The sequence below is a fragment of the Variovorax saccharolyticus genome (assembly GCF_030316765.1).
Taxonomy (GTDB): domain Bacteria; phylum Pseudomonadota; class Gammaproteobacteria; order Burkholderiales; family Burkholderiaceae_C; genus Variovorax; species Variovorax saccharolyticus.
Genome location: NZ_JASZYT010000018.1, coordinates 56,769 through 82,401, shown reverse-complemented (window position 1 = coordinate 82,401; position 25,633 = coordinate 56,769). Strand labels below are relative to the sequence as shown.

General features: G+C 69.0%; 26 protein-coding genes. 20 read left to right on the top strand and 6 right to left on the bottom strand.

Annotation, left to right across the window (positions count from 1 at the left end; translation table 11 throughout):
- Nucleotides 1-36 precede the first annotated feature (36 nt).
- From QTI45_RS33865 to QTI45_RS33850, 4 genes are read left to right on the top strand one after another with little or no spacing between them, the layout of a single operon-like run.
- On the top strand, nt 37-501 hold the full coding sequence (locus tag QTI45_RS33865; protein WP_286372708.1) for a MarR family winged helix-turn-helix transcriptional regulator: 465 nt from the start codon (nt 37-39) through the stop codon (nt 499-501).
- Nucleotides 494-1,750 carry an MFS transporter gene (locus tag QTI45_RS33860; protein WP_286657462.1) on the top strand — a complete coding sequence of 419 codons (1,257 nt, stop codon included), beginning with the start codon at nt 494-496 and terminating at the stop codon, nt 1,748-1,750. The genes QTI45_RS33865 and QTI45_RS33860 overlap by 8 nt, the downstream gene beginning before the upstream one ends.
- Nucleotides 1,747-3,150, top strand: coding sequence for an MATE family efflux transporter (locus QTI45_RS33855; protein WP_286657461.1), 1,404 nt, complete (start codon nt 1,747-1,749; stop codon nt 3,148-3,150). The genes QTI45_RS33860 and QTI45_RS33855 overlap by 4 nt, the downstream gene beginning before the upstream one ends.
- 29 nt (nt 3,151-3,179) lie before the next feature.
- A complete protein-coding gene (locus QTI45_RS33850; protein WP_286372705.1) occupies nt 3,180-3,878 on the top strand; it encodes an SDR family oxidoreductase in 699 nt (232 codons plus the stop codon).
- Here the strand turns inward: QTI45_RS33850 and QTI45_RS33845 are convergent.
- Genes QTI45_RS33845 through QTI45_RS33830 form a run of 4 tightly spaced genes read right to left on the bottom strand, consistent with a single transcriptional unit; the run spans nt 3,866 to nt 6,585 of the window.
- Entirely contained in the window at nt 3,866-4,615 is a 750-nt protein-coding gene (locus tag QTI45_RS33845) for an aldolase (RefSeq protein WP_286657460.1), read from the bottom strand. The two genes, QTI45_RS33850 and QTI45_RS33845, sit on opposite strands and share 13 nt — an antisense overlap.
- Nucleotides 4,616-4,634: 19 nt before the next feature.
- On the bottom strand, nt 4,635-5,276 hold the full coding sequence (locus QTI45_RS33840; RefSeq protein ID WP_286372703.1) for a 2-dehydro-3-deoxy-6-phosphogalactonate aldolase: 642 nt from the start codon (nt 5,274-5,276) through the stop codon (nt 4,635-4,637).
- Nucleotides 5,273-6,169 (bottom strand): 2-dehydro-3-deoxygalactonokinase, encoded by an 897-nt coding sequence (locus QTI45_RS33835; protein ID WP_286657459.1) that lies wholly within the window; start codon nt 6,167-6,169, stop codon nt 5,273-5,275. The genes QTI45_RS33840 and QTI45_RS33835 overlap by 4 nt, the downstream gene beginning before the upstream one ends.
- Before the next feature lie 23 nt (nt 6,170-6,192).
- Entirely contained in the window at nt 6,193-6,585 is a 393-nt protein-coding gene (locus QTI45_RS33830; RefSeq protein WP_286657458.1) for a RidA family protein, read from the bottom strand.
- A gap of 168 nt (nt 6,586-6,753) precedes the next feature.
- On the opposite strand from QTI45_RS33830, the gene QTI45_RS33825 reads away from it, so the two are divergent.
- From QTI45_RS33825 to QTI45_RS33760, 14 genes are all read left to right on the top strand, one after another.
- Nucleotides 6,754-8,304: an ABC transporter substrate-binding protein gene (locus tag QTI45_RS33825; RefSeq protein ID WP_286657457.1), complete on the top strand. Its 1,551-nt coding sequence runs from the start codon at nt 6,754-6,756 to the stop codon at nt 8,302-8,304.
- Between the two features lie 18 nt (nt 8,305-8,322).
- On the top strand, nt 8,323-9,273 hold the full coding sequence (locus tag QTI45_RS33820; RefSeq protein ID WP_286372699.1) for an ABC transporter permease: 951 nt from the start codon (nt 8,323-8,325) through the stop codon (nt 9,271-9,273).
- Complete coding sequence (locus QTI45_RS33815) at nt 9,270-10,136, top strand: ABC transporter permease (RefSeq protein ID WP_286657456.1); 867 nt, start codon at nt 9,270-9,272, stop codon at nt 10,134-10,136. Before QTI45_RS33820 ends, QTI45_RS33815 begins: the two co-directional genes overlap by 4 nt.
- On the top strand, nt 10,133-11,170 hold the full coding sequence (locus tag QTI45_RS33810; protein ID WP_286657455.1) for an ABC transporter ATP-binding protein: 1,038 nt from the start codon (nt 10,133-10,135) through the stop codon (nt 11,168-11,170). The genes QTI45_RS33815 and QTI45_RS33810 overlap by 4 nt, the downstream gene beginning before the upstream one ends.
- The gene (locus tag QTI45_RS33805; RefSeq protein WP_286657454.1) at nt 11,167-12,156 is read left to right on the top strand and encodes an ABC transporter ATP-binding protein; all 990 of its coding nucleotides are present in this window, start codon (nt 11,167-11,169) and stop codon (nt 12,154-12,156) included. The genes QTI45_RS33810 and QTI45_RS33805 overlap by 4 nt, the downstream gene beginning before the upstream one ends.
- A 17-nt stretch (nt 12,157-12,173) precedes the next feature.
- A complete protein-coding gene (locus tag QTI45_RS33800) occupies nt 12,174-13,445 on the top strand; it encodes an amino acid deaminase (protein ID WP_286657453.1) in 1,272 nt (423 codons plus the stop codon).
- Complete coding sequence (locus QTI45_RS33795) at nt 13,445-14,359, top strand: MurR/RpiR family transcriptional regulator (protein ID WP_286372694.1); 915 nt, start codon at nt 13,445-13,447, stop codon at nt 14,357-14,359. The genes QTI45_RS33800 and QTI45_RS33795 overlap by 1 nt, the downstream gene beginning before the upstream one ends.
- Nucleotides 14,356-15,849: an N-acyl-D-amino-acid deacylase family protein gene (locus tag QTI45_RS33790; RefSeq protein WP_286657452.1), complete on the top strand. Its 1,494-nt coding sequence runs from the start codon at nt 14,356-14,358 to the stop codon at nt 15,847-15,849. Before QTI45_RS33795 ends, QTI45_RS33790 begins: the two co-directional genes overlap by 4 nt.
- A 134-nt stretch (nt 15,850-15,983) precedes the next feature.
- Entirely contained in the window at nt 15,984-16,940 is a 957-nt protein-coding gene (locus QTI45_RS33785) for a 2-hydroxyacid dehydrogenase (protein WP_286657451.1), read from the top strand.
- A gap of 11 nt (nt 16,941-16,951) precedes the next feature.
- Nucleotides 16,952-17,698, top strand: coding sequence for a FadR/GntR family transcriptional regulator (locus QTI45_RS33780; RefSeq protein WP_286657450.1), 747 nt, complete (start codon nt 16,952-16,954; stop codon nt 17,696-17,698).
- A 74-nt stretch (nt 17,699-17,772) separates the two neighbouring features.
- Nucleotides 17,773-19,149, top strand: coding sequence for an ABC transporter substrate-binding protein (locus QTI45_RS33775; RefSeq protein WP_286372690.1), 1,377 nt, complete (start codon nt 17,773-17,775; stop codon nt 19,147-19,149).
- 19 nt (nt 19,150-19,168) lie between these two features.
- Nucleotides 19,169-20,044, top strand: coding sequence for a carbohydrate ABC transporter permease (locus QTI45_RS33770; protein WP_286657449.1), 876 nt, complete (start codon nt 19,169-19,171; stop codon nt 20,042-20,044).
- Nucleotides 20,041-20,898 carry a carbohydrate ABC transporter permease gene (locus tag QTI45_RS33765; protein WP_286657448.1) on the top strand — a complete coding sequence of 286 codons (858 nt, stop codon included), beginning with the start codon at nt 20,041-20,043 and terminating at the stop codon, nt 20,896-20,898. Before QTI45_RS33770 ends, QTI45_RS33765 begins: the two co-directional genes overlap by 4 nt.
- Before the next feature lie 21 nt (nt 20,899-20,919).
- Complete coding sequence (locus QTI45_RS33760) at nt 20,920-21,990, top strand: ABC transporter ATP-binding protein (protein WP_286657447.1); 1,071 nt, start codon at nt 20,920-20,922, stop codon at nt 21,988-21,990.
- Between the two features lie 6 nt (nt 21,991-21,996).
- On the opposite strand, the gene QTI45_RS33755 is transcribed toward QTI45_RS33760, so the two are convergent.
- Both QTI45_RS33755 and QTI45_RS33750 read right to left on the bottom strand, forming a co-directional pair.
- Nucleotides 21,997-22,824 (bottom strand): hypothetical protein, encoded by an 828-nt coding sequence (locus tag QTI45_RS33755; protein WP_286657446.1) that lies wholly within the window; start codon nt 22,822-22,824, stop codon nt 21,997-21,999.
- A gap of 72 nt (nt 22,825-22,896) precedes the next feature.
- Complete coding sequence (locus tag QTI45_RS33750) at nt 22,897-24,702, bottom strand: DEAD/DEAH box helicase (protein WP_286657445.1); 1,806 nt, start codon at nt 24,700-24,702, stop codon at nt 22,897-22,899.
- 274 nt (nt 24,703-24,976) lie between these two features.
- Here QTI45_RS33750 and QTI45_RS33745 point away from each other — a divergent pair, with 274 nt between their 5' ends.
- Entirely contained in the window at nt 24,977-25,213 is a 237-nt protein-coding gene (locus QTI45_RS33745) for an AbrB/MazE/SpoVT family DNA-binding domain-containing protein (RefSeq protein ID WP_286372684.1), read from the top strand.
- The gene (locus QTI45_RS33740; RefSeq protein ID WP_286372683.1) at nt 25,200-25,631 is read left to right on the top strand and encodes a type II toxin-antitoxin system VapC family toxin; all 432 of its coding nucleotides are present in this window, start codon (nt 25,200-25,202) and stop codon (nt 25,629-25,631) included. Before QTI45_RS33745 ends, QTI45_RS33740 begins: the two co-directional genes overlap by 14 nt.
- Nucleotides 25,632-25,633: the final 2 nt, after the last annotated feature.

Genomic DNA, 25,633 nt, shown 5'->3' with positions numbered 1-25,633 from the left:
GTTGCATATGCAATGATTGTAGCTACAATCATCGCCATGAAAGCCATCGCAAAGCCCCAGGGCTGTACCAACTTCAGGCTGCGCCACCTGGTGCGGCAGGTGTCGCGGCACTACGACGCCGAGGTTGCCAAGAGCGGCCTCAAGACCACGCAGTACTCGCTGCTGTCGCATGTCCTGCACCTCGGGCCGATCCGTCCCGGCGACCTGGCGAAGGCGATGGGCGTCGACGCTTCCACGCTGACGCGCAACCTGAAGCCGATGGTCGCCGCCGGCTGGCTCACGCAAGGCGAGGGCTCCGACGCGCGCAGCCGGTTGGTCGAGGTCACCGACGAAGGCCGGGCCAAGCGCACCGAGGCGCAGCGGCACTGGCGCCAGGCGCAGGAAAAGCTCAATGCGCTGCTCGGCATCGAGCGGGTGCTGGCGCTGCACCAGCTGGTCGACGAGAGCATCGCCATCCTGCAGGGCACGGACGAGATCGCCGAGGGAGATTTCGATGAATGACAAGAGCACCGCGGGCACGACGCCCATCGCGCGCTATGCGCTCTGGCTGGTTCTGCTGGCAGCGGCCGGCACCTTCGCGCTGACCATGGGCGTGCGGCAGACGATGGGGCTCTTCCTGTCGTCGCTCAACACCTCGACCGGCCTGGGCATCGGCAGCATCAGCCTGGCCTTCGCCTTCGGCCAGCTGTGGTGGGGCCTGACGCAGCCTTTCGCCGGCGCCGTGGCCGACCGCATCGGCACCGGTCGCGTGATCTTCATCGGCGTGCTGCTGGTCGCCCTGGGCACCTTCATCACGCCGCTGATGACCAGCACCGCCGGGCTGATCTTCGCGATCGGCGTGCTGGCGGCGGGCGGCGCCGGCATGGCCGGGCCCTCGGTGCTGATGGCCGCGACCACGCGCCTGGTGCCGGCGCAAAAGCGCGGGCTGGCCACCGGCATCGTCAACGCCGGGGGCTCTTTCGGCCAGTTCGCGATGGCGCCGATCGCGATCGGGCTGATGGCCACGGTCGGCTGGGCCAGCGCGATGCAATGGCTGGCGATCCTGATCCTGCTGGCGCTGCCGGCGGTGTGGGTGCTCAAGGGCAACTCGCAGCAGCTCGCCGCCCAGTCGGCGGCCGCCAGCGGCAACAAGCCCCTGACCGCCCGCCAGGCGATCAGCCAGGCCCTCGCCACGCCGAGCTACCGCTACCTGAGCCTCGGCTTCCTGGTCTGCGGCTTCCACGTCGCCTTCCTTGCCACCCACCTGCCGGGCGTGGTCGCCGCCTGCGGCCTGCCGCCCGAGATCGGCGGCTGGGCGCTCGGCATGATCGGGCTCTTCAACATCGTCGGCAGCCTGGCGATGGGCTGGGCGGTCGGCCGCTGGCGCATGAAGTCGTTGCTGGCGCTGCTCTATGCGACGCGCGGTCTCGCGGTGCTGGTCTTCCTGCTGGCGCCCAAGACGCCGACCGTGATGCTGATCTTCGCTGCCGTGATGGGCGTGACCTTCCTGTCGACCGTGCCGCCCACGGCCGGCCTGGTCGCCAAGATGTTCGGTCCGGCCAACATGGCGATGCTGTTCGGCATCGTGATGCTGGCGCACCAGGTCGGCGGCTTCCTCGGCGCCTTCCTCGGCGGCTACGTGTTCCAGGCCACCGGCAGCTACGACATCGTCTGGTACATCGACATCGTGCTGGCGGCCGGTGCGGCGCTGGTCAACCTGCCGATCCGCGAAGCGCGGCCGGTGCTGGTGGCGAAGGCGGCGGCGGCATGACGGCTCTCGATCCGCGCACCCGGCGCCTGCTCGAGGCGCCGATCGTCCCGACGCTGCTGAAGCTGGCCGCGCCCAACGTGGTGGTGATGGTCGCGCAGGCCTCGGTCGGCCTGATCGAGACCTTCTTCGTCGGCAAGCTGGGCACCGACGCGCTGGCCGGCATGGCGCTGGTGTTCCCGATCGTCATGCTGATGCAGATGACCTCGGCCGGCGCGATGGGCGGCGGCATCGCCTCGTCGATCGCGCGGGCGCTCGGCGCCCGCCGGCGCGACGATGCCGATGCGCTGGTGCTGCATGCGATCGCGATCGCGGTCGGCTTCGGGCTGCTGTTCATGATCGCGATGCTGCTCGGCGGGCGCTGGCTGTTCACGCTGATGGGCGGCACCGGCGCATCGCTCGATGCGGCCCTGGTCTATTCGAACGTGGCCTTCGCCGGCGCGGTGCTGGTGTGGATCTTCAATTCGCTGGCCGCCGTGGTGCGCGGCACCGGCAACATGGCGGTGCCGGCCAATGTCACGGTGGCCGGGGTCGTGGTGCTGATCCCGCTGTCGCCGCTGCTGATCTTCGGCTGGGGACCGATCCCCGGCCTGGGCATCGCCGGTGGCGCGGTGGCGCTGCTGGTGTACTACCTCGGCGGCTCGCTGGCGCTGTGGGCCTACCTGCGGTCCGAGCGCAGCCTGCTGAAGCCCTCGTGGGCCCAGGTGCACTTCCGCTGGCCGCTGTTCCGCGACATCCTGCGCATCGGCTTGGTGGGCGCGGTGTCCACCGTCGCGACCAATCTGTCGATCGGCATCGCGACCGCGCTCACGGGCCATTTCGGACCGGGCGCCATCGCCGGCTACGGCACGGCGTCGCGGCTCGAGTACCTGCTGGTTCCGCTGGTGTTCGGCCTCGGCGCGCCGCTGGTCGCGATGGTCGGCACCTGCATCGGCGCCGGGCAGCGCGAGCGCGCCCTGCGTGCCACCTGGGCCGGCGCCGCGATCGCCTTCGCGCTGTCGGGCGCGATCGGCCTGGCGGCCGCGCTGTTCCCGCGCCCCTGGCTGCTGCTGTTCGGCAACGACCCCGCGATGCTCGAGGCCGGCTCCCAGTACCTGCGGGCGGTCGGGCCGTTCTACGGTTTCTTCGGCGTCGGCCTGGTGCTCTACTTCGCTTCGCAGGGCGCGGGGCGGCTGCTGTGGCCGGTGCTCGGCAACATCGCCCGGCTGATCGTCGCCGGCCTCGGCGGCTGGCTGGCGCTGCGCTGGGGCGGCGACCTGGTGCACGTGTTCGCGGTGCAGGGCGTGGCGCTGGTGGTGTATGGCGTCGTCATTGCGTCGGCCATCGCCGGCGGTGCCTGGTTCGGCCGCGTCGGCTGGCCGCGCAGCACGCAGGCGCTGCTGCGCCGCATCCAGCCCTCCTGATTTTTTCCTCGACCCTTCGAAAGCTGAGCATGAACCTCAAGGATTCCGTCGTCTTCATCACCGGGGCCAATCGCGGCCTCGGCCTGGCCTTCGCGAAGGCCGCTCTCGCCGCGGGTGCGAAGAAGGTCTACGCGGCCGCACGCGATCCGGCCAGCATCACGCTGGCCGGCGTGCATCCGATCGCGCTCGACGTCACCCGGCCCGAGCAGGCCGAGGCCGCGGCGCGCGCCTGCGGCGACGTCACGCTGCTGGTCAACAATGCCGGCATCTCGCGCGGCGTCAGCCTGCTCGGCCCGGCCGAAGGCGTCGACGCGGCGCGGGCCGAGTTCGAGACCAACTTCTTCGGTCCCTGGGCACTGGCCCGGGCCTTCGCGCCGGTGCTGGCGGCCAACGGCGGCGGCGCGATCATCAACGTGCTGTCGATCCTGAGCTGGCTCAGCCTGCCGGGCGCCGCCACCTACAGCGCCTCGAAGTCGGCCGCCTGGTCGTTGAGCAACGGCCTGCGCACCGCCTTGCGCGATCAGGGCACGCAGGTGCTGAGCCTGCACGTCGCCTTCATGGACACCGACATGACCAGCAAGATCCCCGGCCCCAAGGCCTCGCCCGACGAGGTGGTGCAACAGACCTTCGCGGCGCTCGAGGCCGGGCAGTTCGAAGTGCTGGCCGACCCGTTGACGCGCCAGGTCAAGCAGGGCCTGTCGACCGAGGCGCCACCCTACGCGAGCTGAACGCTGCGCGGCGCCGGCAGCATTCGCCTGAGCGCCTCGAAGAACAGGTCGGACTGCTCCCGCTCGCCCTGGATCTGCGCCGCCACCTGCGCGGCGAGCGCGGCGTCGACCGGCACCAGGGGCCGGCCCGTGGACTGCGCGATCACCTGGTGCAGGCAGGCGCGCTCGAGGTAGTAGAGGTCGTCGTAGGCGTGGGCGACGGTGGGGCCGGCCACCACCACGCCGTGGTTGGCGAGAAAGGCCACGTCCTTGCCGGCCATCGCGCGGGCGATGCGTTCGCCCTCGCGGTCGTCGAGCGCCAGGCCGTTGTACTCGGCATCGATCGCGATCCGGTGCATGAAGCGCATCGCGTTCTGGCTCAGCGTCGGGTCGAGCGCGCGATCGGCCGTCAGCGTCAGCGCGGTCGCATAGGGCATGTGGGAATGGAGCACCACCGCATGGCCCGTGATCCGGTGCACCGCGCCATGGATGAAGAGCGCGGTCGGCTCGACCCGGTGGCGCCCCGCGAGCACCTCGCCGTGGACGTCGATCAGCACGATGTCGTCGGCGCCGATCTCGCTCCAGTGCAGGCCGCGCGGGTTGATCAGGTAGCGGTCCCGGGTGCCCGGCAGCATGACGCTGAAATGGTTGCACACGCCTTCGGACAGGCCGTGGTGCGCCGCCGCGCGCAAGGCGAGCGCGAGATCCTGGCGAAGGCTGCGGACGGCGGGGCTGGCGTAGTCGGAGTCTGCGGACATGGCGGGAGGTCGATGGGTTTCAGGCGCGCAGCGTGCGCTGGAATGCGGCGACGAATCGCAGCGCGTCTTCGCGCACCTCGGCCGCGCTCTTGCCCGGCTTGTAGAGCGCCGAGCCGATGCCGAAGCCGGCCGAACCGGCGGCGCGCCAGGCCTCCATGTTGTCGGGCGTGATGCCGCCGACCGGCATCAGCGGCGTGCCCTTGGGCAGCACCGCGAGCAGCGCCTTGACCACCGCGGGCGAGGCGAGTTCGGCCGGGAAGAGCTTGAGCCCGGTGGCGCCGGCCGCCAGGGCGCCGAAGGCCTCGGTCGGGGTCATGACGCCGGGCAGGCTCACGAGGCCCAGCCGTGCCGCCTCGGCGATCACCTCGGCATTGAAGTTCGGCGCCACGATCAGCTCGCCGCCGGCGGCGTGCACCTCGCGCACCTGCTGGGCGCCGAGCACCGTGCCGGCGCCGACCAGGGCCTGCGGGAAGCGCCGGCGCAGCAGCGCGATGCTCTCGAGCGGCTGCGGCGAATTGAGCGGCACCTCGAGCAGGAGGAAGCCGGATTCGACGATGGCGTCGCCCACCGCGGGCGCCTCGGCCGGCGTGAGGCCGCGCAGGATCGCCACCAGCGGAAGCGTCTCCATGGCGGCGGAAAACTTGGACAAGGGCGTGGTCATGATTGCCTGTGGCTGGGTGAATGAAGGGCGTGCAGGCCGGCCCAGGTGGCCTCGGCGCCGAGCGTGCGGGCCTGGTTGCCGACTGCCTGCAGCGCCAGCTGGTAGCGCTGCGTGAGCGCGGGGGCGCCGATCAGCACCACCTCGACCGCCGAATGGACCGACTGGGTGCGCAGCTCCTCGCCGATCAGGATGCCCGAGAGGTAGCTCGCGAGTTCGCGCGCCGGCATGCGGTCGAACAGGGCCAGCGTGCGCGCGCCGAAGGCGTTGTGCAGCAGGCCCTGGCCGTTCTCGGCCTGAGTGACGCCCTGCAGGAAGGCGGCCTCGTCGAGCGGCGCCGAGGTGTCGAGCGTGCGCGCGAGGATCGAGTGCTGGCTCAGCACTGCGTAGAACTCGCCGGTCATGAAGGTGCGGAAGCCGGTCACCATGCCGTTCTTGACGCGGGCCCACTTGTTGTGCGTGCCGGGCAGCACGAAGAGGCCGTCGCGCAGCCGGGTCAGCGCCATGGCGCCGATGATCTGGACTTCTTCGCCGCGCATCACGTCGGGCACGCCATCGTGGCTGTCGCTCAGGCCGGGCGCGATCGAGATCCGGCCGGGCTCGATCTCGAGCACCTTGCCTCGCACCTCGGCCAATCCGGCCGGGCAGGGACAGTACGGTGCCTCGACCCATCCCTGCTTGCTGCCGGCCATGCCCGAGATCAGGCATCGGGTGCCGTGCGGCCGCATCCAGTCGGCGAACAGGGTCTCGAACACGGCGGTGAAGCCGCCGGGCTTGACGCTCAGGATGCCGCGCGGATGGCTCTGCTCCTCGAGCACCCGGCCGTCGGCATCGAGCAGGGCGCCGCGCAGGGAACTGGTGCCCCAGTCGACGGCGACGAGGTGACCGAGCGTCATGGGTTCTGCTCCGGCGAAAGGGTTCAGCCGCGCGGCTTGTAGGCCGTGACGTCGATCTCGACCTTGGCGTCGATCATCAGCCGCGATTCGACGGTCGAGCGCGCGGGACGATGGTCGCCCAGGCATTCCATGTAGACGCGGTTGAAGCTGCCGAAGTCGCGCGCGTCGTTGAGCCAGACGCTGACCTTGGCGATGTCGGCCAGCGTGCAGTCGGCCAGCGCGAGGGCCTGCTCGATGCGCTTGAAGACCTGGCGCGTCTGCGCCTCGATGCCGCCGACGATGACCTGCCCCTGGTCGTCGGTGGGCACCTGCCCCGAGACGAAGACGAAGTCGCCGGCACGGGTGGCGGGGGACAGCGGGCGGGCCTGGCGGTCGGAGGCGATCGGCGCCTGGCCGAGCATTTCAACTTTGGACATTGCGAACATCTTTGTAAAAAAATTACATAAAATACAAGGGTAACCCCCCCGTTTGACGTGGAAATCTCGTGGAAATACGATCGTCGATGTAATGTTATTACTCACGGAGCCACGATGCAATCTCCCGCCAACACTGTAGCCACATCTGGTTTTTCCCGGTTGAAGCCCATGCACGCGTCGGCGTGGCGAAGCTTCGGCGGGGCGCTTGCCACCGCGATCGTGCTGGGCCTGGGCGCCGCCGGGGCGCACGCCGAGCTGCCCAGGGGCGGCGCCGCCAACCTCGCAATGGTCGGCGAGCCGCAAGGCCTCGACCCGATGGTCAGCACCGCCGACCTGGTCGGCACGATCATGCAGCACGTCTACGAGCCGCTCTACACCTTCGATGCCAACTGGAGCGTGGCGCCGATGCTGGCCGAAGGCATGCCGGTGGTCTCCAAGGACGGCCTGACCTACGGCATCGCGATCCGCAAGGGCGTCAAGCTGCACAGCGGGCGCGACCTGAATGCGGACGACGTGGTGGCCTCCCTGCAGCGCTGGATGGAACTCTCGCCGCGCGGCAAGTCGGTCGGCAAGGAAGTGGCCTCGCTGACCGCCAAGGGCCCGCTCGGCGTCGAGCTGAAGCTCAGGAATCCGTATGCGCCGCTGCTGGCCCAGCTGGCGCTGCCGAGCGGCATGGCCGCGATCATGGCCAAGGAGAGCATCGCGCCGCAGCTCAAGGAGTTCGTCGGCACCGGTCCCTACAAGTTCAAGGAGCGCCGGCCCGACCAGTTCACGGTGCTGACCCGCTTCGAGGGCTACAGCGCGCGCAAGGAAGCGCCGAGCGGCTATGCCGGCCGCCGCGAAGCCCTGCTCGACGAGTTGCGCTTCGTGCCGGTGCCGAATGCGAACACCCGCGTCGAAGGCTCGCTGTCGGGCCAGTTCCAGTACGCCGACCTGCTGCCGGTCGAGGCCATCGGCCGGATCGAGAAGGGGGCGCCGGCGGTGGTGCCGATCGTCACGAAGAACTTCGGCTTCCCCTACATCGTCTTCAACACCAAGGAGGGCGTGCTGACCTCGCAGCCGCTGCGCCGCGCGGTGCAGACCGCGGTGGGGCAGGGCGAGCTGATGGCGGCCGGCTTCGGCGACAACCGCTTCTTCGTGGTCGAGCCGAACTTCTTCCCGAAGGGCACGCCCTACTACGCGGCCGCGGGCACCAATGTCTACAACACGCGCAATCCGCAAGCCGCCAAGGAGGCCGCGGCCAAGGCCGGCTACAACGGCCAGCCGATCCGCATCATGGCCAGCCGCCAGTACGAGTTCCACTACAACATGGCGCTGGTGATGTCCGAGCAGCTCAAGAAGGCCGGCTTCAAGACCGACCTGCAGGTGGTCGACTGGGCCACGCTGGTGCAGCGGCGCAACGACCCGAAGCTGTGGGATGTGTACTTCACGCATTCGGGCCTGTTCCCCGAGCCGATGCTCTCGCCGCCGCAACTGGGCGACGATGCGCCGGGCTGGTGGGATTCGACTGCCAAGAAGTCGACCCTGCAGGCCTTCAACCAGCAAACCGATGCCGCCAAGCGCGGTGCGCTGTGGGGCGCGGTGCAGCAGACGGTGTATGACGAGGTGCCTTTCATCGAGGTCGGCAAGTTCAACGGCCTGTCGGCGCGCTCGGCCAGGCTCGAAGGCTACACGCCTGCCATCTGGCCCTTCTTCTGGAACACCGGGCTGGCCAAGTAGGCCGACACGGACCTCTCCATGCTGCGCTTTCTGCTGACCCGCCTGGCGGGAGCCCTGGTGGTGCTCGCCATCGTCGCGGTGCTGGTCTTCGCGCTCACCCGGCTGGCCTCGGGCGATCCGGTCGCGCTGCTGCTCGGCGACCAGGCCACCACCGCCGACATCGCCCGGGCGCGCATCCAGTACGGGCTCGACAAGCCGCTGCCGACCCAGTTCATGCTGTGGGTCGGCGAACTGCTGCAGGGCAACCTCGGACAGTCGCTGTTCCTGCAGCGGCCGGTGTCGCAGGCCCTGCTGGAGCGGGCCGAGCCGACGCTGTTCCTGGCGCTCTTCGCCGTCAGCATCGCGGCCCTGATCGGCATTCCGGCCGGCATGGCGGCGGCCATCTGGCGCGGCAGCGCGGCCGACCAGGCCGTGAGCGGCGTGGCGATGCTGGGCGCCAGCATCCCCAGCTTCTGGCTCGGCCTGATCCTGATCCAGTTCTTCGCGGTCAAGCTCGGCTGGTTCCCGGCCTCGGGCTACGGCGATCCGAGCGCCGCGCTGCACGAGCGCCTGCAGCACCTGCTGCTGCCGGCGCTGGTGCTGGGGCTGCTGAACTCGGCGCTGATCATCCGCTTCACGCGGGCCTCGATGCTCGACATCCTCGGCGAGGACTATGTGCGCACGGCGCGCGCCAAGGGCCTGCCCGAGCGCGTGATCATGGTCAAGCATGTGCTGCGCAATGCGCTGGTGCCGATCGTCACCGTGCTCGGCCTCACGCTGGCGCTGATGATCGGCGGCACGGTCGTGACCGAGACCGTCTTCAACCTGCCCGGTGTCGGCAACCTCGTGGTGCGCGCGGTGCTCAGGCGCGACTATCCGGTGATCCAGGGCACGCTGCTGGTGATCGCAGCCATCTACGTCTTCATCAACCTCGGCGTCGATTTCATCTACACGCTGGTCGATCCGCGCATCCGGCTGGAGGGCAAATGAAAGCTGCTGTTTCTTCCTGGCTGCAGGCCGCGATGCCGGTCGCACGCCGCCTGTTCGCGCGCCGCATCGTGCTGGCGGCGGCCCTGGTGCTGCCGCTGGTGACCGGCGTCGCGCTGCTGTACCCGATGCTGTCGGATGCCGACCCGGGCGCCATCGAGATCGGCCAGCGCCTGCATGCGCCTTCGCTCGCGCACTGGGCCGGCACCGACGAACTGGGCCGCGACGTGATGCTGCGCATCGTGCACGGGGCGCGCTATTCGCTCCTGATCGGCGTCGTCACGGCCGCGGGCGCCGTGCTGTTCGGCACCTTGATGGGCATGCTGGCGGGCTTCTTCCGCCGGCTCGACGCGCCGCTGATGCGCGTGGTCGACGCCATGATGTCCTTCCCCGACATCCTGCTGGGCATCGCGCTGGTGTCGATCCTCGGCGTCTCGCTGTGGAACGTGATGCTGGCGCTGGTGATCGTCTACACGCCGCGCGTGGCGCGGGTGGTGCGCGCCACCACGCTGGTGCTGCGCGAGCTGCTGTTCGTCGATGCGGCCCGCGCGCTGGGGGTGCGCACGCCACGCATCCTGTGCCAGCACATCCTGCCGAACCTGATGTCGCCGATCCTGGTGCAGGTCACTTTCATCTTCGCCTACGCGATCCTGGCCGAGGCCGGCCTGTCGTTTCTGGGTGTCGGCGTGCCGCCGGACATTCCGACCTGGGGCACGATGATCGCGGGCAGCCTCGACTACGCCGACCGCGCCTTCTGGACCATCTTCTGCCCCGGACTCGCGATCGTGCTCACGGCGCTGTCGCTGCAGATGCTGGGCGACGGCGTGCGCGACCTGCTCGACCCCAAATTGAGGAAAGCCGCATGAACACGCCCACCGCCGAAGCGCGGCTCGAAGTCCGCGGCCTCTCGACCTCTTTCGCCACCGAGGCCGGCCGCATCCAGAGCGTGGCCGATGTGTCGTTCGCGATCCGGCCCGGCGAGACGCTGGCGCTGGTCGGCGAATCGGGCTCGGGCAAGTCGGTCACCAGCCTCACGCTGATGGGCCTGCATGCCAGGACCTCGCACGCGCAGGTCGAGGGCCAGGCCTGGTTCGTCCGCCGCGACGGCCGGCGCGTGGACCTGCTCGCCATGCCGGAGTCCGACAAGCGCGCGCTGCGCGGCAACGAACTCGGCATGATCTTCCAGGAGCCGATGACCAGCCTGAACCCGGTGCTGACCATCGGCGAACAGATTGCCGAATCGGCGCGCCTGCACCTGAAGCTCGACCGCAAGGCGGCCCGCGCGCACGCGCAGCGCATGCTCGAGCTGGTCGAGATCCCGGCGGCGTCGCAACGGGTCGACGAATATCCGCACCAGCTGTCGGGCGGCATGCGGCAGCGCGTGATGATCGCGCTGGCGATGGCCTGCAATCCGACCCTGCTGATCGCCGACGAGCCGACCACCGCGCTCGACGTCACGATCCAGGCCCAGATCCTCGCGCTGATGGGGCGGCTGCAGAAGGAGACCGGCATGAGCATGCTGTTCGTCACCCACAACCTCGGCGTCGTGGCGCAGTACGCCGATGCGGTGGCCGTCATGTATGCCGGGCGCATCGTCGAGTCGGCGCCGGTGCACGATCTGTTCGCGCGGCCCGAGCATCCGTACACGCGGGGCCTGCTCGCCTGCCTGCCGGGCGTGGCGCGGCGGCGCGGCGCGCCGGCGCAGGCCGGCAGGCGGGCGCAGCTGGTGGCGATCCCGGGCCAGGTATCGAGCCCGTTCGCGCCGCCTCCGGGCTGCGCCTTTTCGCCGCGCTGCGGCGTCCGCCGCGAGGCCTGCGAAGCCCGCATGCCGCGGCTCGAAGCCACGGGCGGCGGGCGCATGCTGCGCTGCATCGGATCCGGCGAGGAGTTGGCCGCATGACGGACATCACATCGGCCAGCGGCAACCTGCTCGAGATCCGCCAGCTCAGGAAATACTTCGGCAAGGGCAGCCACCCGGTGCGTGCGGTCGACGACGTGAGCTTCGACATCCGCAAGGGCGAGACGCTCGGGCTGGTCGGCGAATCGGGCTCGGGCAAGAGCACCATCGGCCGGCTGCTGACGCGCCTGGTCGACCCGACCGGCGGCGAGATGCGCTACCAGCCGCAGGGCTCGGACGCAGCGCCGCAGGATCTGGCGAAGCTGTCGCAGTCGCAGTTCAGGCCGCTGCGCTCCAAGGTGCAGATCATCTTCCAGGACCCGTATGCGAGCCTCAACCCGCGCATGCGCATCCGCGACGTGCTGGCCGAAGCCCTCGACACGCACGGGCTGGCCAGGGGCGCGGCGCGCCTGCCGCGCATCCGGCAACTGCTGCAGCAGGTCGGCCTGCGCCCCGAGCATGCCGACCGCTTTCCGCACGAGTTCTCGGGTGGCCAGCGCCAGCGCATCGGGATCGCGCGGGCCTTGGCGGTCGAGCCGCAGTTCATCGTCGCCGACGAGCCGCTGTCGGCGCTCGACGTGTCGATCCAGGCCCAGGTGGTCAACCTGCTCGGCGAGCTGAAGGAGCAGCTGGGCCTCACGCTGCTGTTCATTTCCCATGATCTCGATGTGGTCGAATACCTGTGCGACCGCGTGGTGGTGCTGTACCTCGGCCGCGTGATGGAGATCGCTCCGACCGAGGCGCTCTATGCCGGTCCGCGCCATCCCTACACGCGCGCCTTGCTGGCGGCGGCGCCGATTCCCGATCCGGCCCGGCGCCGCACCGTGCCGCTGCTGCAGGGCGACCTGCCGAGCCCGGCCAATCCGCCCTCGGGCTGCGTGTTCCGCACCCGGTGTCCGCTGGCCGAGGCGCGCTGCGAGACTGTCGACATGCAGCTGCGCGAGGTGCAGACTGGCCACTGGCACGCCTGCTGGCGTGACGATCTTTGAACAACCTCTGCCCAACCATGACCCCTGACCCGATCCTCGACCATTGCAGCAAGAGCTACCCGCTGGAGGCCACGCCGTGCCGCGCGGCCGACATCGGCGGCAAGGGATGGAACGTGCTGGCCGACGACCTGGCGTATCCGCTGGCCGTCGTCAGCCGTTCCGCGCTCGCGCACAACATCGCCTGGATGCAGGACTTCGCCCGGCGCAAGGACATCGCGCTGGCGCCGCACGGCAAGACCACCATGTCGCCCGAGCTGTTCGCGCTGCAACTCGCCGGCGGGGCCTGGGGCATGACCTTCGCGACCATCTTCCAGCTGGCCGTCGGCGTCGAAGCGGGTGCCCGCAACGCGATCATCGCCAACCAGGTGCTGTGCGACGCCGACCTCGACGGCCTGGACATGCTGCTCGCCGGCCACAGCGACCTGCGGGTGTGGTTCCTGGTCGACTCGCTGGCGCAGCTGGCCCTGATCGAGGACTGGGCACGGCGGCGCCAGAGCCGGCGCCGCTTCGACGTGCTGCTGGAAATCGGCATTCCCGGCCAGCGCACCGGCTGCCGCACGCTCGAGGAGGCGCTCGCGCTGGCCGCGGCGATCTCGCGCTCGCCGGTGGTCCGGCTGGGCGGCATCGAGTGCTACGAGGGCGGACTGGCCCGCTGCGACAGCGTGCACGACGCGCGCGAGGTCACGGCCTTCGTGGGCCGCGTGCTGGAGGTCGCCCGTCGATGCGACGCCGAGGATCTCTTCGGCGACGCCAGCGTGATGCTGACCGCCGGCGGCTCGGCGGTCTTCGACCTGGTCGTGCCGCTGCTGCGTGCGCAGGGCTTGTCGCGGCCGGTGCAGGGCGTCCTGCGATCGGGCTGCTACATCACGCACGACAACGGCAACTACGCGCGTTTCCTGAAGCAAATCGAGCAGCGCGAAGGGCTGGACGCCTCGTTGCGTGCGGCGCTCGAGGTCTGGGCCATGGTGCAGTCCGTGCCCGAACCCGGACTGGCGCTGCTGACCTGCGGCCGCCGCGACATCTCGTACGACCTGGAGATGCCGATTCCGGTGCGCCATGCGCCGCGCGGCGCGCGCGCAGCCACCGAAGCGCCCGCCGGCTGGAAGATCAGCGCCCTCAACGACCAGCACGCCTACCTGCACTTCGATCCCGCGGGCACGGTGCCGCAGGTCGGCGACCGGGTGGCGCTCGGCATCTCGCACCCCTGCACCACCTTCGACAAATGGCGCTGGCTGGCGCTGGTCGAGGACGACCTGGCGGTCACGGGCGCCATCAGCACGCGCTTCTGATGGCTGCGATCCCCGACGCCTCCGTCCATCTCCTGCAGCGCCTGCGCGAGCGCATGGCCGAGCTGCCGGCTGCCCAGCGCAGCGTGGTGCAGTGCGTGCTCGACGACCCGCGCGCTGCCGTCGCCGCCACGGTCGAGCAGCTCGCGCAGCAGGCCGGCGTGTCGATGCCGACCATCGTGCGCACCTGCCGCAGCTTCGGCTTCGAATCGGTGCGCGAGTTCATGCTGGCGCTGGCGCAGGACCTCGCGGTCACGGGCTCGTACCTGCACCGCAGCGTGCTGGCCGACGACAGCGCCGGCGACGTCGCGAGCAAGATCATCCATGCGGCCGTGTCTTCGCTGACCGAGCTCGGACGGCGCCTCGACGTCGATGTGCTCGACCGGGTCGCGAGCCGGCTGGCCGAAGCCCGGCGCATCGACTGCTATTCGGTCGGCGCGGCTTCGACCTTCATGGCCAACGAGCTGCAGAGCCGCCTGTTCCGGCTCGGCCGCACTTCCAACGCGATCTTCGATGCGCACCAGCAGCTGGTCTCGGCCAGCACGCTCGGCCCCGACGGCGTCGCCTTCGTGATCTCGCACGTGGGCCGCATGCCCTACACGCTGGAGGCCGCGCGCTTCGCCCGTTCGCAGGGCGCCACGGTGGTGGCGCTGACCCAGCCCGACACCCAGCTGGCGGAGATCGCCGACCTGGTGATCGCGGTGTCGGTGCCGCAGGACGCCGTGATGCGCGTGGGCACCGAGGCCTACCTCGCGCACCTCGTGGTGATCGAGATCCTGATGGTGCGCCTGGCGCAGAAGCTCGGCCCGGTCGCCACGCGCGGGCTGCAGCAATTCAAGCAATTGCTGCACAAGCATGGCTTCGACAGCGCAGAATTCTCGGGCGCCTCCGAAACACTGGACGATCCCTCATCATGACGCCGCAAGACCCAGCCCGTCCCACGCTGCTCAAGGGCGGCACCATCGTCGACGGCAGCGACACGCCCGGCTGGACCGGCGATCTGCTGCTGGCGGGCGAACGCATCGTGTCGGTCGCCGCACCCGGGCAGACGGCGCCCGAGATGCTCTCGCAGCTGCGCGCGCAAGGCGCGGTGGACGAGATCGACTGCAGCGGCCTGGTGATCGCGCCGGGCTTCATCGACGTTCATACGCACGACGACGCGGCCGCGATCGAGAAGGCCGACATGCTGCCGAAGATCTCGCAGGGCGTGACCACCGTGATCGTCGGCAACTGCGGCATCTCGCTCGCACCGATGGTCACCGGCGCGCCGCCGGCGCCGCTGTCGCTGCTGGGCCGGGGCCAGTTCCGCCATGCCACGATGCGTGCCTACGCCCAGGCGGTGGATGCGGCGCGGCCCGCGGTCAACGTCGCGGCGCTGCTGGGCCATACGGCGCTGCGCATGCGCCACATGCCTGTGCTCGACCGTGCCGCCAATGCCTCCGAGCGCGCGGCGATGGCGGCCGACATGCAGGAGGCGATGGACGCCGGGGCACTGGGCCTGTCGTCCGGCGTGTTCTACGAGGAAGCCTTCGCCGCCGACGTCGAGGAGCTGGTCGCGGTCGCCAGCGTGGCGGCGCGCAACGGCGGCGTCTATGCGACCCATATCCGCGACGAGCTGGCCGGCATCCTGCCCGCGCTGCAGGAGGCCGCGCTGACCGCGCGCCAGTCCGGCCTGCCGCTGGTGATCTCGCACCACAAGTGCGCCGGCCCGGCCAACTGGGGCCGCACGCTCGAGACCCTGCCGCTGATCGAGGAGCTCGCGCGCACCCAGGAGATCGGCATGGACGTGTACCCGTACACCGCCGGCTCGACGGTGCTGCGCGAGGACCTGGTCGACGGCATCATCGACATCCTGATCACCGGCAGCCAGCCGCACCCCGAGGTCGGCGGGCGCTACCTGGCCGACATCGCGGCGGAGTGGGGCGTCTCGCAGCAGGAGGCCGCGCTGCGGCTCAAGCCGGGCAATGCCTGCTACTTCCAGATGCGCGAGGACGACGTGCAGCGCGTGATGGCGCATCCGCTCGCGATGATCGGCTCCGACGGCCTGCCGCACGACGAGCGCCCGCATCCCCGGCTCTGGGGTGCGTTCCCGCGCGTGCTCGCGAACTACTGGCGCGAGAAGGGGCTGCTGCGGCTCGAGCAGGCAGTGCACAAGATGACCGGCCTGTCGGCGGCACGTTTTCGCATCGGCGAGCGCGGCCTGCTCAAGGCCGGCTACATGGCCGACGTGGTTCTTTTCGATCCGCTGCGCGTGAAGGACGGCGCCACCTTCGAGCAGCCGCGCGAGTTCAGCGAAGGCATCGAGCGGGTCTGGGTCAACGGGGTTCTGAGCTACACCGCAGAAGGGCGCGCGACCGGTGCGCGCGCCGGCCGCTTCGTGAAGCGGGCCGCGAACACGACCTCCTAGCCTTCGCTGCGCCATCAGGGTTTGTCCTGCGGGGCCGCCATTTCAATCATCATATGATTTGATTCGGCAGGGCTCTTCGACCGTTTCGGCGAAGGGCGCTACATGCGCCAAGCGCGGTTCCAGCAGGAGACACAGTGACCTCAGAAAAAGCCGGACAGCCCGAGCTGCTGCTCGTAGCGCCGTTGATGCCCTTCCTGCTCGATCAACTGCGCCAGCACTACACGCTGCATGACCGCATCCATGTCAGCGACCCCGCGGCCTTCGCCGCGGTGGCGCCGCGAATCCGCGGCGTGGTCGCCAACGGCGAGGCCAAGGTTCCGCGCGAGCTGATCGCGCAGATGCCGGCGCTGGAAGTGATCTCGGTCTTCGGCGTCGGCTACGACGGCGTTGACGTCCCGGCCGCGCACGAGCGCGGCGTGCCGGTCACCAACACGCCGGCGGTGCTCAACGACGACGTGGCCGACCTCGCCATCGGGCTGCTGATCGCCGCGGCGCGCCGCATCCCGCAGGCCGACCGCTTCGTGCGCGCCAACGAATGGACGCATGGCCCGATCGCCTTGAGCCGCAAGGTGACGGGCGGCCGGCTCGGCATCGTCGGCATGGGCCGCATCGGCCAGGCGATCGCCGAGCGCGCGCTGGCCTTCAAGATGAGCATCGCCTACACCGCGCGTTCGCCGCGCGCGGGCATCCCCTACACCTACCATCCCGATCCGGTCGCGCTGGCCGCGGCGGTCGATTTCCTGATCGTGATCACGCCCGGCGGTGCCGGCACCAAGGGCCTGATCGATGCCCGCGTCCTGAGTGCGCTGGGCTCCGAGGGCTACCTGATCAATGTCGCCCGCGGCAGCGTGGTCGACCAGGACGCGCTGATCGACGCGCTGCGCCACGGCACGATCGCCGGCGCCGGCCTCGATGTCTTCGCCAACGAGCCGAACGTGCCCGAGGCGCTGCGTGCGCTGCCCAACGTGGTGCTGACGCCGCACATCGGCAGCGGCACCCGGCAGACCCGCGAAGCCATGGGCCAGCTGGTGTTCGACAACCTGCATGCGCATTTCACGGGACAGCCGCTGTTGACGCCGGTCGACGCCTGAGCGCACGCCCGATGGCCAAGAACACCCACGGCCGCACGCTCGACCTGCTGGGAGAGGCGATCGTCTCGCGCCAGTACGCGGTCGGCACGCCGATGCCGGCCGAGCCCCAGCTGTGCGAGGCCCTGGGCGTCAGCCGCACCGTGGTGCGCGAGGCCGTGAAGTCGCTGGTCGCCAAGGGCCTGATCGTCACCGGACCCAAGCTCGGCACCCGCGTGCTGCCCGACGAGCACTGGAACTGGTTCGATCCCGACGTGATCACCTGGCAGGCCCGGGCCGGCCTCACGCCCGAGTTCCTGCGCGACCTGCAGGACCTGCGGCGGGCGGTCGAACCGGCCGCTGTACGGCTGGCAGCCGAACGCGCCACGGCCGAGGACATCGAGGAGATCGAGGCCGCCTACGCCGGCATGAAGCACGCGGTCGAGTTCGGCGGCGACTACGTCAGCTTCGACCTGCGCTTTCACAACGGGCTGCTGCGCAGCGCGCGCAATCGCATGCTGGCGCAGATGAGCAAGGCGCTGCACGCGCTCCTGCGCACCAGCTTCGAGATCTCCACCATCAAGAAGGACGGCCCCGCGCAGTCGCTGCCGATGCACCGCGCGGTGCTCGATGCGGTCATCGCCCGCAATCCGGCGCGCGCCGAGCGCGCCATCATCAAGCTGATCGACGGCGCGCGCGAGGACATCGACGAGGTGCTGGGATCGCGCCGCGAACTGCCGCGCCTGTCGCGACCGCCGCCCCGCCTGCGAGCCGCGGCCTGACGCTTCCCATCGAGTTCCATCCCACCCGCTCGCGCACCGAGCTGTTCCGTTGCAAGAAGAAGGAGACAAGCGATATGAAATTCAAAGCACTCGTGGTCCCGGCGCTGATGGCCATGGGCCTTGCCGTCGCCGGCCAGGCTTCGGCGCAGGAGAAGCTCACCGTCTGGTGGGTCAAGGGCTTCTACAAGGCCGAGGACGATGCATTGTTCGCCGCCATCAAGAAGTTCGAGGACAAGCACAAGAACGTCAAGATCGAGCTCTCGCAGTACCCGGTGCAGGACATGATCCCGAAGACCGTCTCGGCGCTCGACTCGGGCAGCCCGCCCGATGTCGCCTATGCCGACGTCTATGACTTCCAGGTCACCGGCAAATGGGCCTTCGAAGGCAAGCTTGAGGACATCAGCAGCGTGATCTCGCCGATGCAGGCCCGCTTTGCGCCGAACACGGTCGAGACCACCTTCCTCTACAACGACCAGACGAAGGCGAAGGCCTACTACGCCTTCCCGATCAAGCAGCAGACGATGCACATCAACTACTGGGTCGACATGCTGGCCGAGGCGGGATTCAAGGAGTCCGACGTCCCGACCACCTGGAAGGACTACTGGTCGTTCTGGTGCGAGAAGGTCCAGCCGGCGAGCCGCCAGAAGAGCGGCAAGCGCACCTTCGGCATCGGCATGCCGATGGGCGTCGACTCGAGCGACTCGTTCTATTCGTTCCTGACCTTCGCCGATGCCTACAACGTCAAGATGGTGAACGACAGCGGCAAGCTGCTGGTCGACGACCCGGCCGTGCGCGCCGGCCTGATCAGCGCCATGACCGACTACGTGGCGCCCTACCAGAAGGGCTGCACGCCGCCGTCGTCGACGAGCTGGAAGGACCCGGACAACAACGTCGCCTTCCACAACAAGACCATCACGATGACGCACAACGCGACCATCTCGCTGCCGGCGAAGTGGCTCGACGACTCGAACAACGCCTCGCTCACGCCGGAGCAGCGCGAGGAAGCCAAGAAGAACTACTTCGAGCGCATCCGCACCGCCGGCTTCCCGTCCAAGCCGGACGGCAGCAAGATGGTCTATCGCACGGCCGTGAAGACCGGCGTGGTGTTCAAGGACGCCAAGAACAAGGCGCGCGCCAAGGAATTCGTGGCCTTCCTGATGCAGGAAGAGAACCTCACGCCCTACGTCGAAGGCTCGCTCGGGCGCTGGTTCCCGGTGACCAAGGCCGGCCAGGCGAGCCCGTTCTGGCAAGCGGACTCGCACCGCAAGTCGGTCTTCAACCAGTACGCGGCGGGCACCGTGACCTTCGAATTCACCAAGAACTACAAGTTCACGATCCTGAACAACGAGAACGTGTGGGCCAAGGCGATGAACCGCGTCGTGAGCGACAAGGTGCCGGTGGACAAGGCGGTCGACGAGATGATCGAGCGCATCAAGACGGTCGCACGTTGACCTGAAGCGGCAGCCGACCATGAGTTCCACAGCCAACGCCGTGACCGTGGCCGGCAGCGCCGCGACGTCCCCCGCGAAGCTCGGGCGCTGGCAGTTCTGGGGGCGGCTGATGGTCGTTCCCTACCTGCTGGTGTTCGTCGTCTTCGTGCTCTATCCGGTGTGCTACGGCCTCTGGCTGGCGCGCCATCCGCAGAGCTACGTGCACCTGGCCGAAGACCCGATCTTCTTCCGCTCGGTGATCAACACGATCATCTTTCTGGTGGTCGCGATCAACGTCAAGATGCTCGTGGCGCTGGTGCTGTCGGGCTTCTTCGTGCAGTCGCGCTGGTGGATCAAGATCCTCGCCGGGATCTTCATCCTGCCCTGGGCGGTGCCGTCGATCCCGACCATTCTCTCGGTGCGCTTCATGCTCAATCCCGAGTGGGGCGTGATCAACACCACCATCTTCCGCCTGACCGGCCTCGACGGGCCCAACTGGCTCAACGACCCGACCCTGGCGCTGTGCTTCGCGATGCTGATGCACATCTGGAAGTCGCTGCCCTTCTGGACCCTGATCCTGGTCGCGGGGCGGCTCGCGATCCCGGGCGAGCAATACGAGGCGGCATCGGTCGACGGCGCGAGCTCGTGGCAGAAGTTCCGCTTCATCAGCTGGCCGGCGCTGCGCACGCTCTACGTCACTTCGCTGATCCTTTCGATGATCTGGACGCTAGGCGACTTCAACAGCGTCTACCTGCTGACCGGCGGCGGTCCGGCCGACCTCACGCACGTGCTGGCGACGCTCGGCATCCGCTATCTGCGGCTCGACCAGGTCGACCTGTCGATGGCGTCGATCGTGGTGGCCATGCCGCTGGTGCTGCCGCTGGTGTATTTCATGATGAAGAGGTTGTCGAAATGAGCCGCAGGCGCTGGACCCTCAAGGCAGTCGGCACCGAAGCCAAGCTGCTGCTGATCGGCATCCCGGTGCTGCTCTGGACGCTGATCCCGATCTACCACATGGTGCTGTTCGCGATCTCGCCGCGCGGCACCGCGACCAGCGGCCGGCTGTGGCCGACCTCGCCGACCTTCGACAACTTCAGCACGGTGTTCCGGCGGCAGCACTTCTACCTCGACCACTTCTGGGTGCAGCTCGGCAACTCGCTGTTCATCGCGGTCGCGGTCGGCGTGCTGACCCTCTTCGTCGCCACCACCGCGGCCTTCGCGATCAGCCGGCTGCGCGTGCGCGGCGGGCGCACGGTCATGAACATGGCGCTGTTCACGTACTTCATCCCGGCCGCGTTCCTGGCCGTGCCGATGTACAAGACCATGGGCAACTACGGGCTGCTCAACAGCCAGTGGGCGCTGATCCTCGCGATGGTGACCATCGCCTCGCCGTACTGCATCTGGGTGCTCAAGCAGGCCTCGGACAAGCTGCCCTACGAGCTCGACGAGGCCGCGCGCATGGATGGCGCTTCGCCGCTGCAGCTGTTCCGGCTGGTCTACCTGCCGCTGATGGTGCCTTCGCTGGTGGCGGTCGGCACCTATGCGCTGCTGCTGGCCTGGAACGAGTACCTCTACGCCTTCCTGCTGCTGTCGAACGACCGCAGCGTGACGCTCGCGGTGGCGCTCGGCAACTTCCTCGCTGCCGACGATTCGCCCTGGGAACTGCTGATGGCGACTGGCCTCATCTACGCGCTGCCGCCGGCGGCCATCTACTACACGTTCAAGCGTTACATGGTCGGCGGCATCACCGCTGGCGCGGTCAAGAGCTGATCCGGAAGGGAACAAGACAACATGGCTTCAGTCACTTTTCGGGATGTCCAGAAGTCCTACGGCAAGACCCGCATCATCGAGCGCCTGGGCTTCGAGATCGAGGACGGCGAGTTCGTGGTGCTGGTCGGGCCCTCGGGCTGCGGCAAGTCGACGTTGCTGCGCATGCTGGCCGGCCTGGAGGACATCAGCGGCGGCCAGATCATGATCGACGGCCGCGTCGTCAACGAGCTCGAATCCAAGGACCGGGACATCGCGATGGTGTTCCAGAGCTACGCGCTGTACCCGCACATGACGGTCGGCGAGAACATGGGCTTCAGCCTGCGGCTGCGCAAGGCCGAGAAGGCGCTCACCGACAAGCGCGTGGCCGATGCCGCGAAGATCCTCAACCTCGACCAGCTGCTCGGACGCTATCCGCGCGAGCTGTCGGGCGGGCAGCGGCAGCGCGTCGCCATGGGGCGGGCGATCGTGCGCGACCCCAAGGTCTTCCTGTTCGACGAGCCCTTGTCCAATCTCGACGCCAAGCTGCGGGTCGCGATGCGCGCCGAGATCAAGGCGCTGCACCAGCGCCTCAAGACCACCACCGTCTATGTCACCCACGACCAGATCGAGGCGATGACGATGGCCGACCGCATCGTCGTGATGCACGACGGCGCGGTCGAGCAGATCGGCACGCCGCTCGAGCTCTACGACCGGCCCGACAACCTGTTCGTTGCCCAGTTCATCGGCTCGCCGTCGATGAACGTGCTCGAAGGCACGGTGCGGCGCGCCAATGGGCAATGCCGGGTCGAGGCGCAGGGCGCCTCGTGGCCGGCGCCGGCCGGAACCTCGGCCGGCGACGGGCAGGCGGTGCACTATGGCGTGCGGCCGGGCGACATCACGCTGACCGACGCATCGAGCGGCGTGCCGGCCAAGGTGATCGTGGTCGAGCCGACCGGCGCCGAGACCGAACTGCTGGTCGAGGTCGGCGGGGCGCAGCTGATCCTCGCGGTGCATGGCCGGGTCGATGCCCAGCCGGACCAGATGGTGGGGCTGGTGATCGGCAGCGAGAGCGTGCACCTGTTCGACCGCCAGAGCGGCGCCCGCCTGGCCTGAGCGCGTTCAGGCGGTGGCGATCGGCGCCATCAGGCGCGAGGCCAGCGCGCGCGCGAAGCGCCAGGCCAGCCACAGGAAGATCACCGGCAGCAGCACGGTCTGCAGGATGAACAGCGAGATCAGCTTGACGATCGTCAGGCTCCAGTCGGCCGCGGCCTTCTGGATCGAGTCGTAGGCGGCGCGCATCGCGTCCAGATCCGGCACCCACTGGCGCAGGCGGGCGGCGAGCCCTTCGCCGTTGGCGGCCGGCGCCCCGGCGCGTCCCAGCACGGTAGCCGGCGAGCGTTCGATGCTCGCCAGTTCGGCCCGGTAGCCGTCCTCCATGAAGACCTTGTGCAGTGCGCCGTTGGCCAGCGCGGCCATCGGCACCGCGAAGCGCAGCATCAGCAGCATGATCAGCGCCGGCCGCAGCCATCGTGCGGTGTTCGCGCCGCGCCAGCTCAGCAGGACGGCGCCCGCGACCGCCGCGCTCAGCAGGGCGGACACCACCCAGTGGGTGCCGATCTCGAGCAGCAGCAGCTGAATGCCGAAGGACACGCTGGCCACCAGCATCACGGTGGCGAACTGGTCGATGAATTCGTTCAGCGGCTGCAGCGCCTGGCCGGGCGCGAAGCTGACGCCGACGCCGACCGGCTTGACATCGAGCTGGGTGCCTTGGGCGACCGAGATCACCGCGCCGAGGGCCCGTGCCGCGGCGAAGACGGTCAGCGCGCGCGTCAGGCCGCCGGTGACCTGCTCGCGCGCGGCGCGGTCGGCCGGAACCCACCAGCTGCCGATCACGACAGCGGCGGCCAGCAGGACGAGGAGGGCGTGGCGAAGCTTCAAGGCATGCATGCCCGGAGCTTAAGGCCAAAGAAAAAGGGCGCCGGAGCGCCCTTTGTTCATCCTGCGGATCGCCGCCGAGGATCAGCGGCCGAAGGAGCGGCCACCGCCGCCACCGCCGTAGCCACCACCGCCACCGTAGCCGCCACCCGAGCGACCGCCGCCACCCGAACGGCCACCGCCGCCGGAACGGTTGCCGCCGTAGCCGCCACCGCCGCCACGACGGCCGCGGCCGCCCAGGCTGTCGACGCTGGTGCGCAACGGATCGGGCTGGCCGTCGCCGCCGGCCACCGCTTCGGCGCGCAGGTGCGCCACCGCATCGGCTTGGGTCGGGCTGTGGCTGTTGCCGTGATGGCGCGGCTGGCGCTCTTCATGCGGCAGATGGTTCTGATGGTGCGTCGGCGCATGGTGCGGCGCGCGCGCCGGTCCTTGCGGTCCGCGTGCCGGGCCCTGGCCGCGGCCGCCCTGGCCACGGGGGCCTTGGCCGCCGCCGCCGTTGGCGCTGCGGCCGGCCGGCGCGCCCTGGCCCTGGCCACCGCCGCGGCGCTGGCCACCGCCATTGCCGCCACCGCCGCCACCGCCACCACTGCGCTCGCCTTGTCCCGCCTTGTTCTCGCGGATGCGCTGCATCATCTCGGTGCGTGCGGCCTTGGCCGCCGCCTGCATCACTTCGCGGCTCGGCGGACGGCCGGCGCCGCCCCAGATCGTCTGGCGACCCATGGCGATCGGCTCGGCGCGTTCGCCGTCCTCGGGACCGAAGCCGTCGATGACCTGGACCGGGATCTGCTGCTTGGTGAAGCGTTCGATCTCCTGCATGAAGCCTTCTTCGTCGAGGCAGACGAAGCTCACGGCCTCGCCGCTCGAACCGGCGCGGCCGGTGCGGCCGATGCGGTGCACGTAGTCTTCGCTGACGTTCGGGATCTCGTAATTGACCACGTGCGGCAGCTCGTCGATGTCGATGCCGCGGGCCGCGATGTCGGTCGCCACCAGGGCGCGGATGTCGCCGCTCTTGAAGCCGGCCAGCGCCTGCGTGCGGGCGCTCTGGCTCTTGTTGCCGTGCAGCGCCATCGCTTCGATGCCGTTCTTGGTCAGGAACTCGGCCACGCTGTTGGCGCCGAACTTGGTGCGGGTGAAGACCAGCACCTGGCTCCACTTGTGCTCGTTGATGATGTGGGCGAGCAGCGCCTTCTTCTTGCCGCGGCCGACCGGGTGGATCACCTGCGTGATGCGTTGCACCGTGGTGTTGCGCGGCGTGACCTGGATGCTCTGCGGGTTCTTGAGCAGCGTGGCCGCGAGGTCGCGGATCTCGTCGCTGAAGGTGGCCGAGAACAGCAGGCTCTGCTTTTCGCGGGGCACCAGCGCGAGGATCTTCTTGACGTCGTGGATGAAGCCCATGTCGAGCATGCGGTCGGCTTCGTCGAGCACCAGCATCTGCACGGTCGACAGGTCGAGCATGCCTTGCTGCTGCAGGTCGAGCAGGCGGCCCGGGGTGGCCACGAGGATGTCGACGCCGCTCTTGAGCTTGCTGATCTGCGGGTTCATGCCGACGCCGCCGAAGATCACGGTCGAGGTCAGCTGGAGGTACTTGCCGTAGGTGCGGACCGATTCCTCGACCTGGGCCGCGAGTTCGCGCGTGGGGGTCAGCACCAGGGCACGGATGCCGGTGCCGCCGAACTTGTTGGTGGCGCTGCGGCTCATCGTGAGCTTGTGCAGCAGGGGGAGGGTGAAGGCAGCGGTCTTGCCGGTGCCGGTCTGGGCGCCGCCCAGCAGGTCGTGGCCGTCGAGCACGGCCGGAATGGCCTGGGCCTGGATCGGCGTCGGCGTTTCGTAGCCCTGCTCATGCACGGCCTTCAAGATGGCCGGGGCCAGCTTCAGTTCATCAAAGTTCATTGAGTTCAATAAGCGCCCTACACGGCGCAGTGGTATCCACCCGCTCGGGCGTCACATCGGACGTCGAGCCAGTAAGGGCGGATGGGTCAGGAGTGGGAGCCGGAAAACCCTGGAAAAAGGCCTTCTTCGTCCCCGGCGGAGAGCCGGCGTTGCGGGCAACTGGACCCGGCAACAGATGCGATTATCGCACGAAGCGCTGGATCGCCCTTCGAAAGGCCGCGCCCCGGCCCCATCGGTTAGACTCTTACCGTTGAAGTATTACCAGGAGTGCCGCGTGCGACTGACTTCCAAGGGTCAGGTGACCATTCCCCAGAACATCCGTGAACTCGCGGGGCTGAAGCCCTATGACGAGGTGGAATTCGAGTTCCGCAACAAGCAGATCATCGTCAAGCCGGTCAAGCGCACGACCACCCCGGCCGAGGAGGCGATCGCGCTGCTGCGTGGCAGCGCCAACTCGAAGATCGGCCTCACGGCCGACGAATGGCTGGAGATGACGCGTGGCGAACGCTGAAGGCCTTGAAACCTTCCTGATCGACAGCAATGTGCTGATTGACGTCATCCACGAGGACCCCCGTTGGATGGACTGGTCGGCCGCCGCGATCAGCGACTGCCTCGGTCGTGGCAAACTGGCGATCAATCCGCTGATCTATGCCGAGGTGTCGGTCTATTTCAATTCTGATCGCGATGTCGATGCGGCGCTGCCCGCGCGGCTCTATGAACGGCTGGAACTGCCTTACGCAGCGGCGCGAAACGCGGCGATGGCATTCCACAGGTACCGGAAGGCCGGTGGCACGCGGGCGTCGCTGCTGCCGGATTTCTACATCGGCGCGCATGCGCAGCTGATGGACTGCACCCTCGTGTCGCGCGACAGCGCTCGCTACAAGACCTATTTCCCGAAGCTCAAACTCATTTCACCGAAGCAAAGATAAAC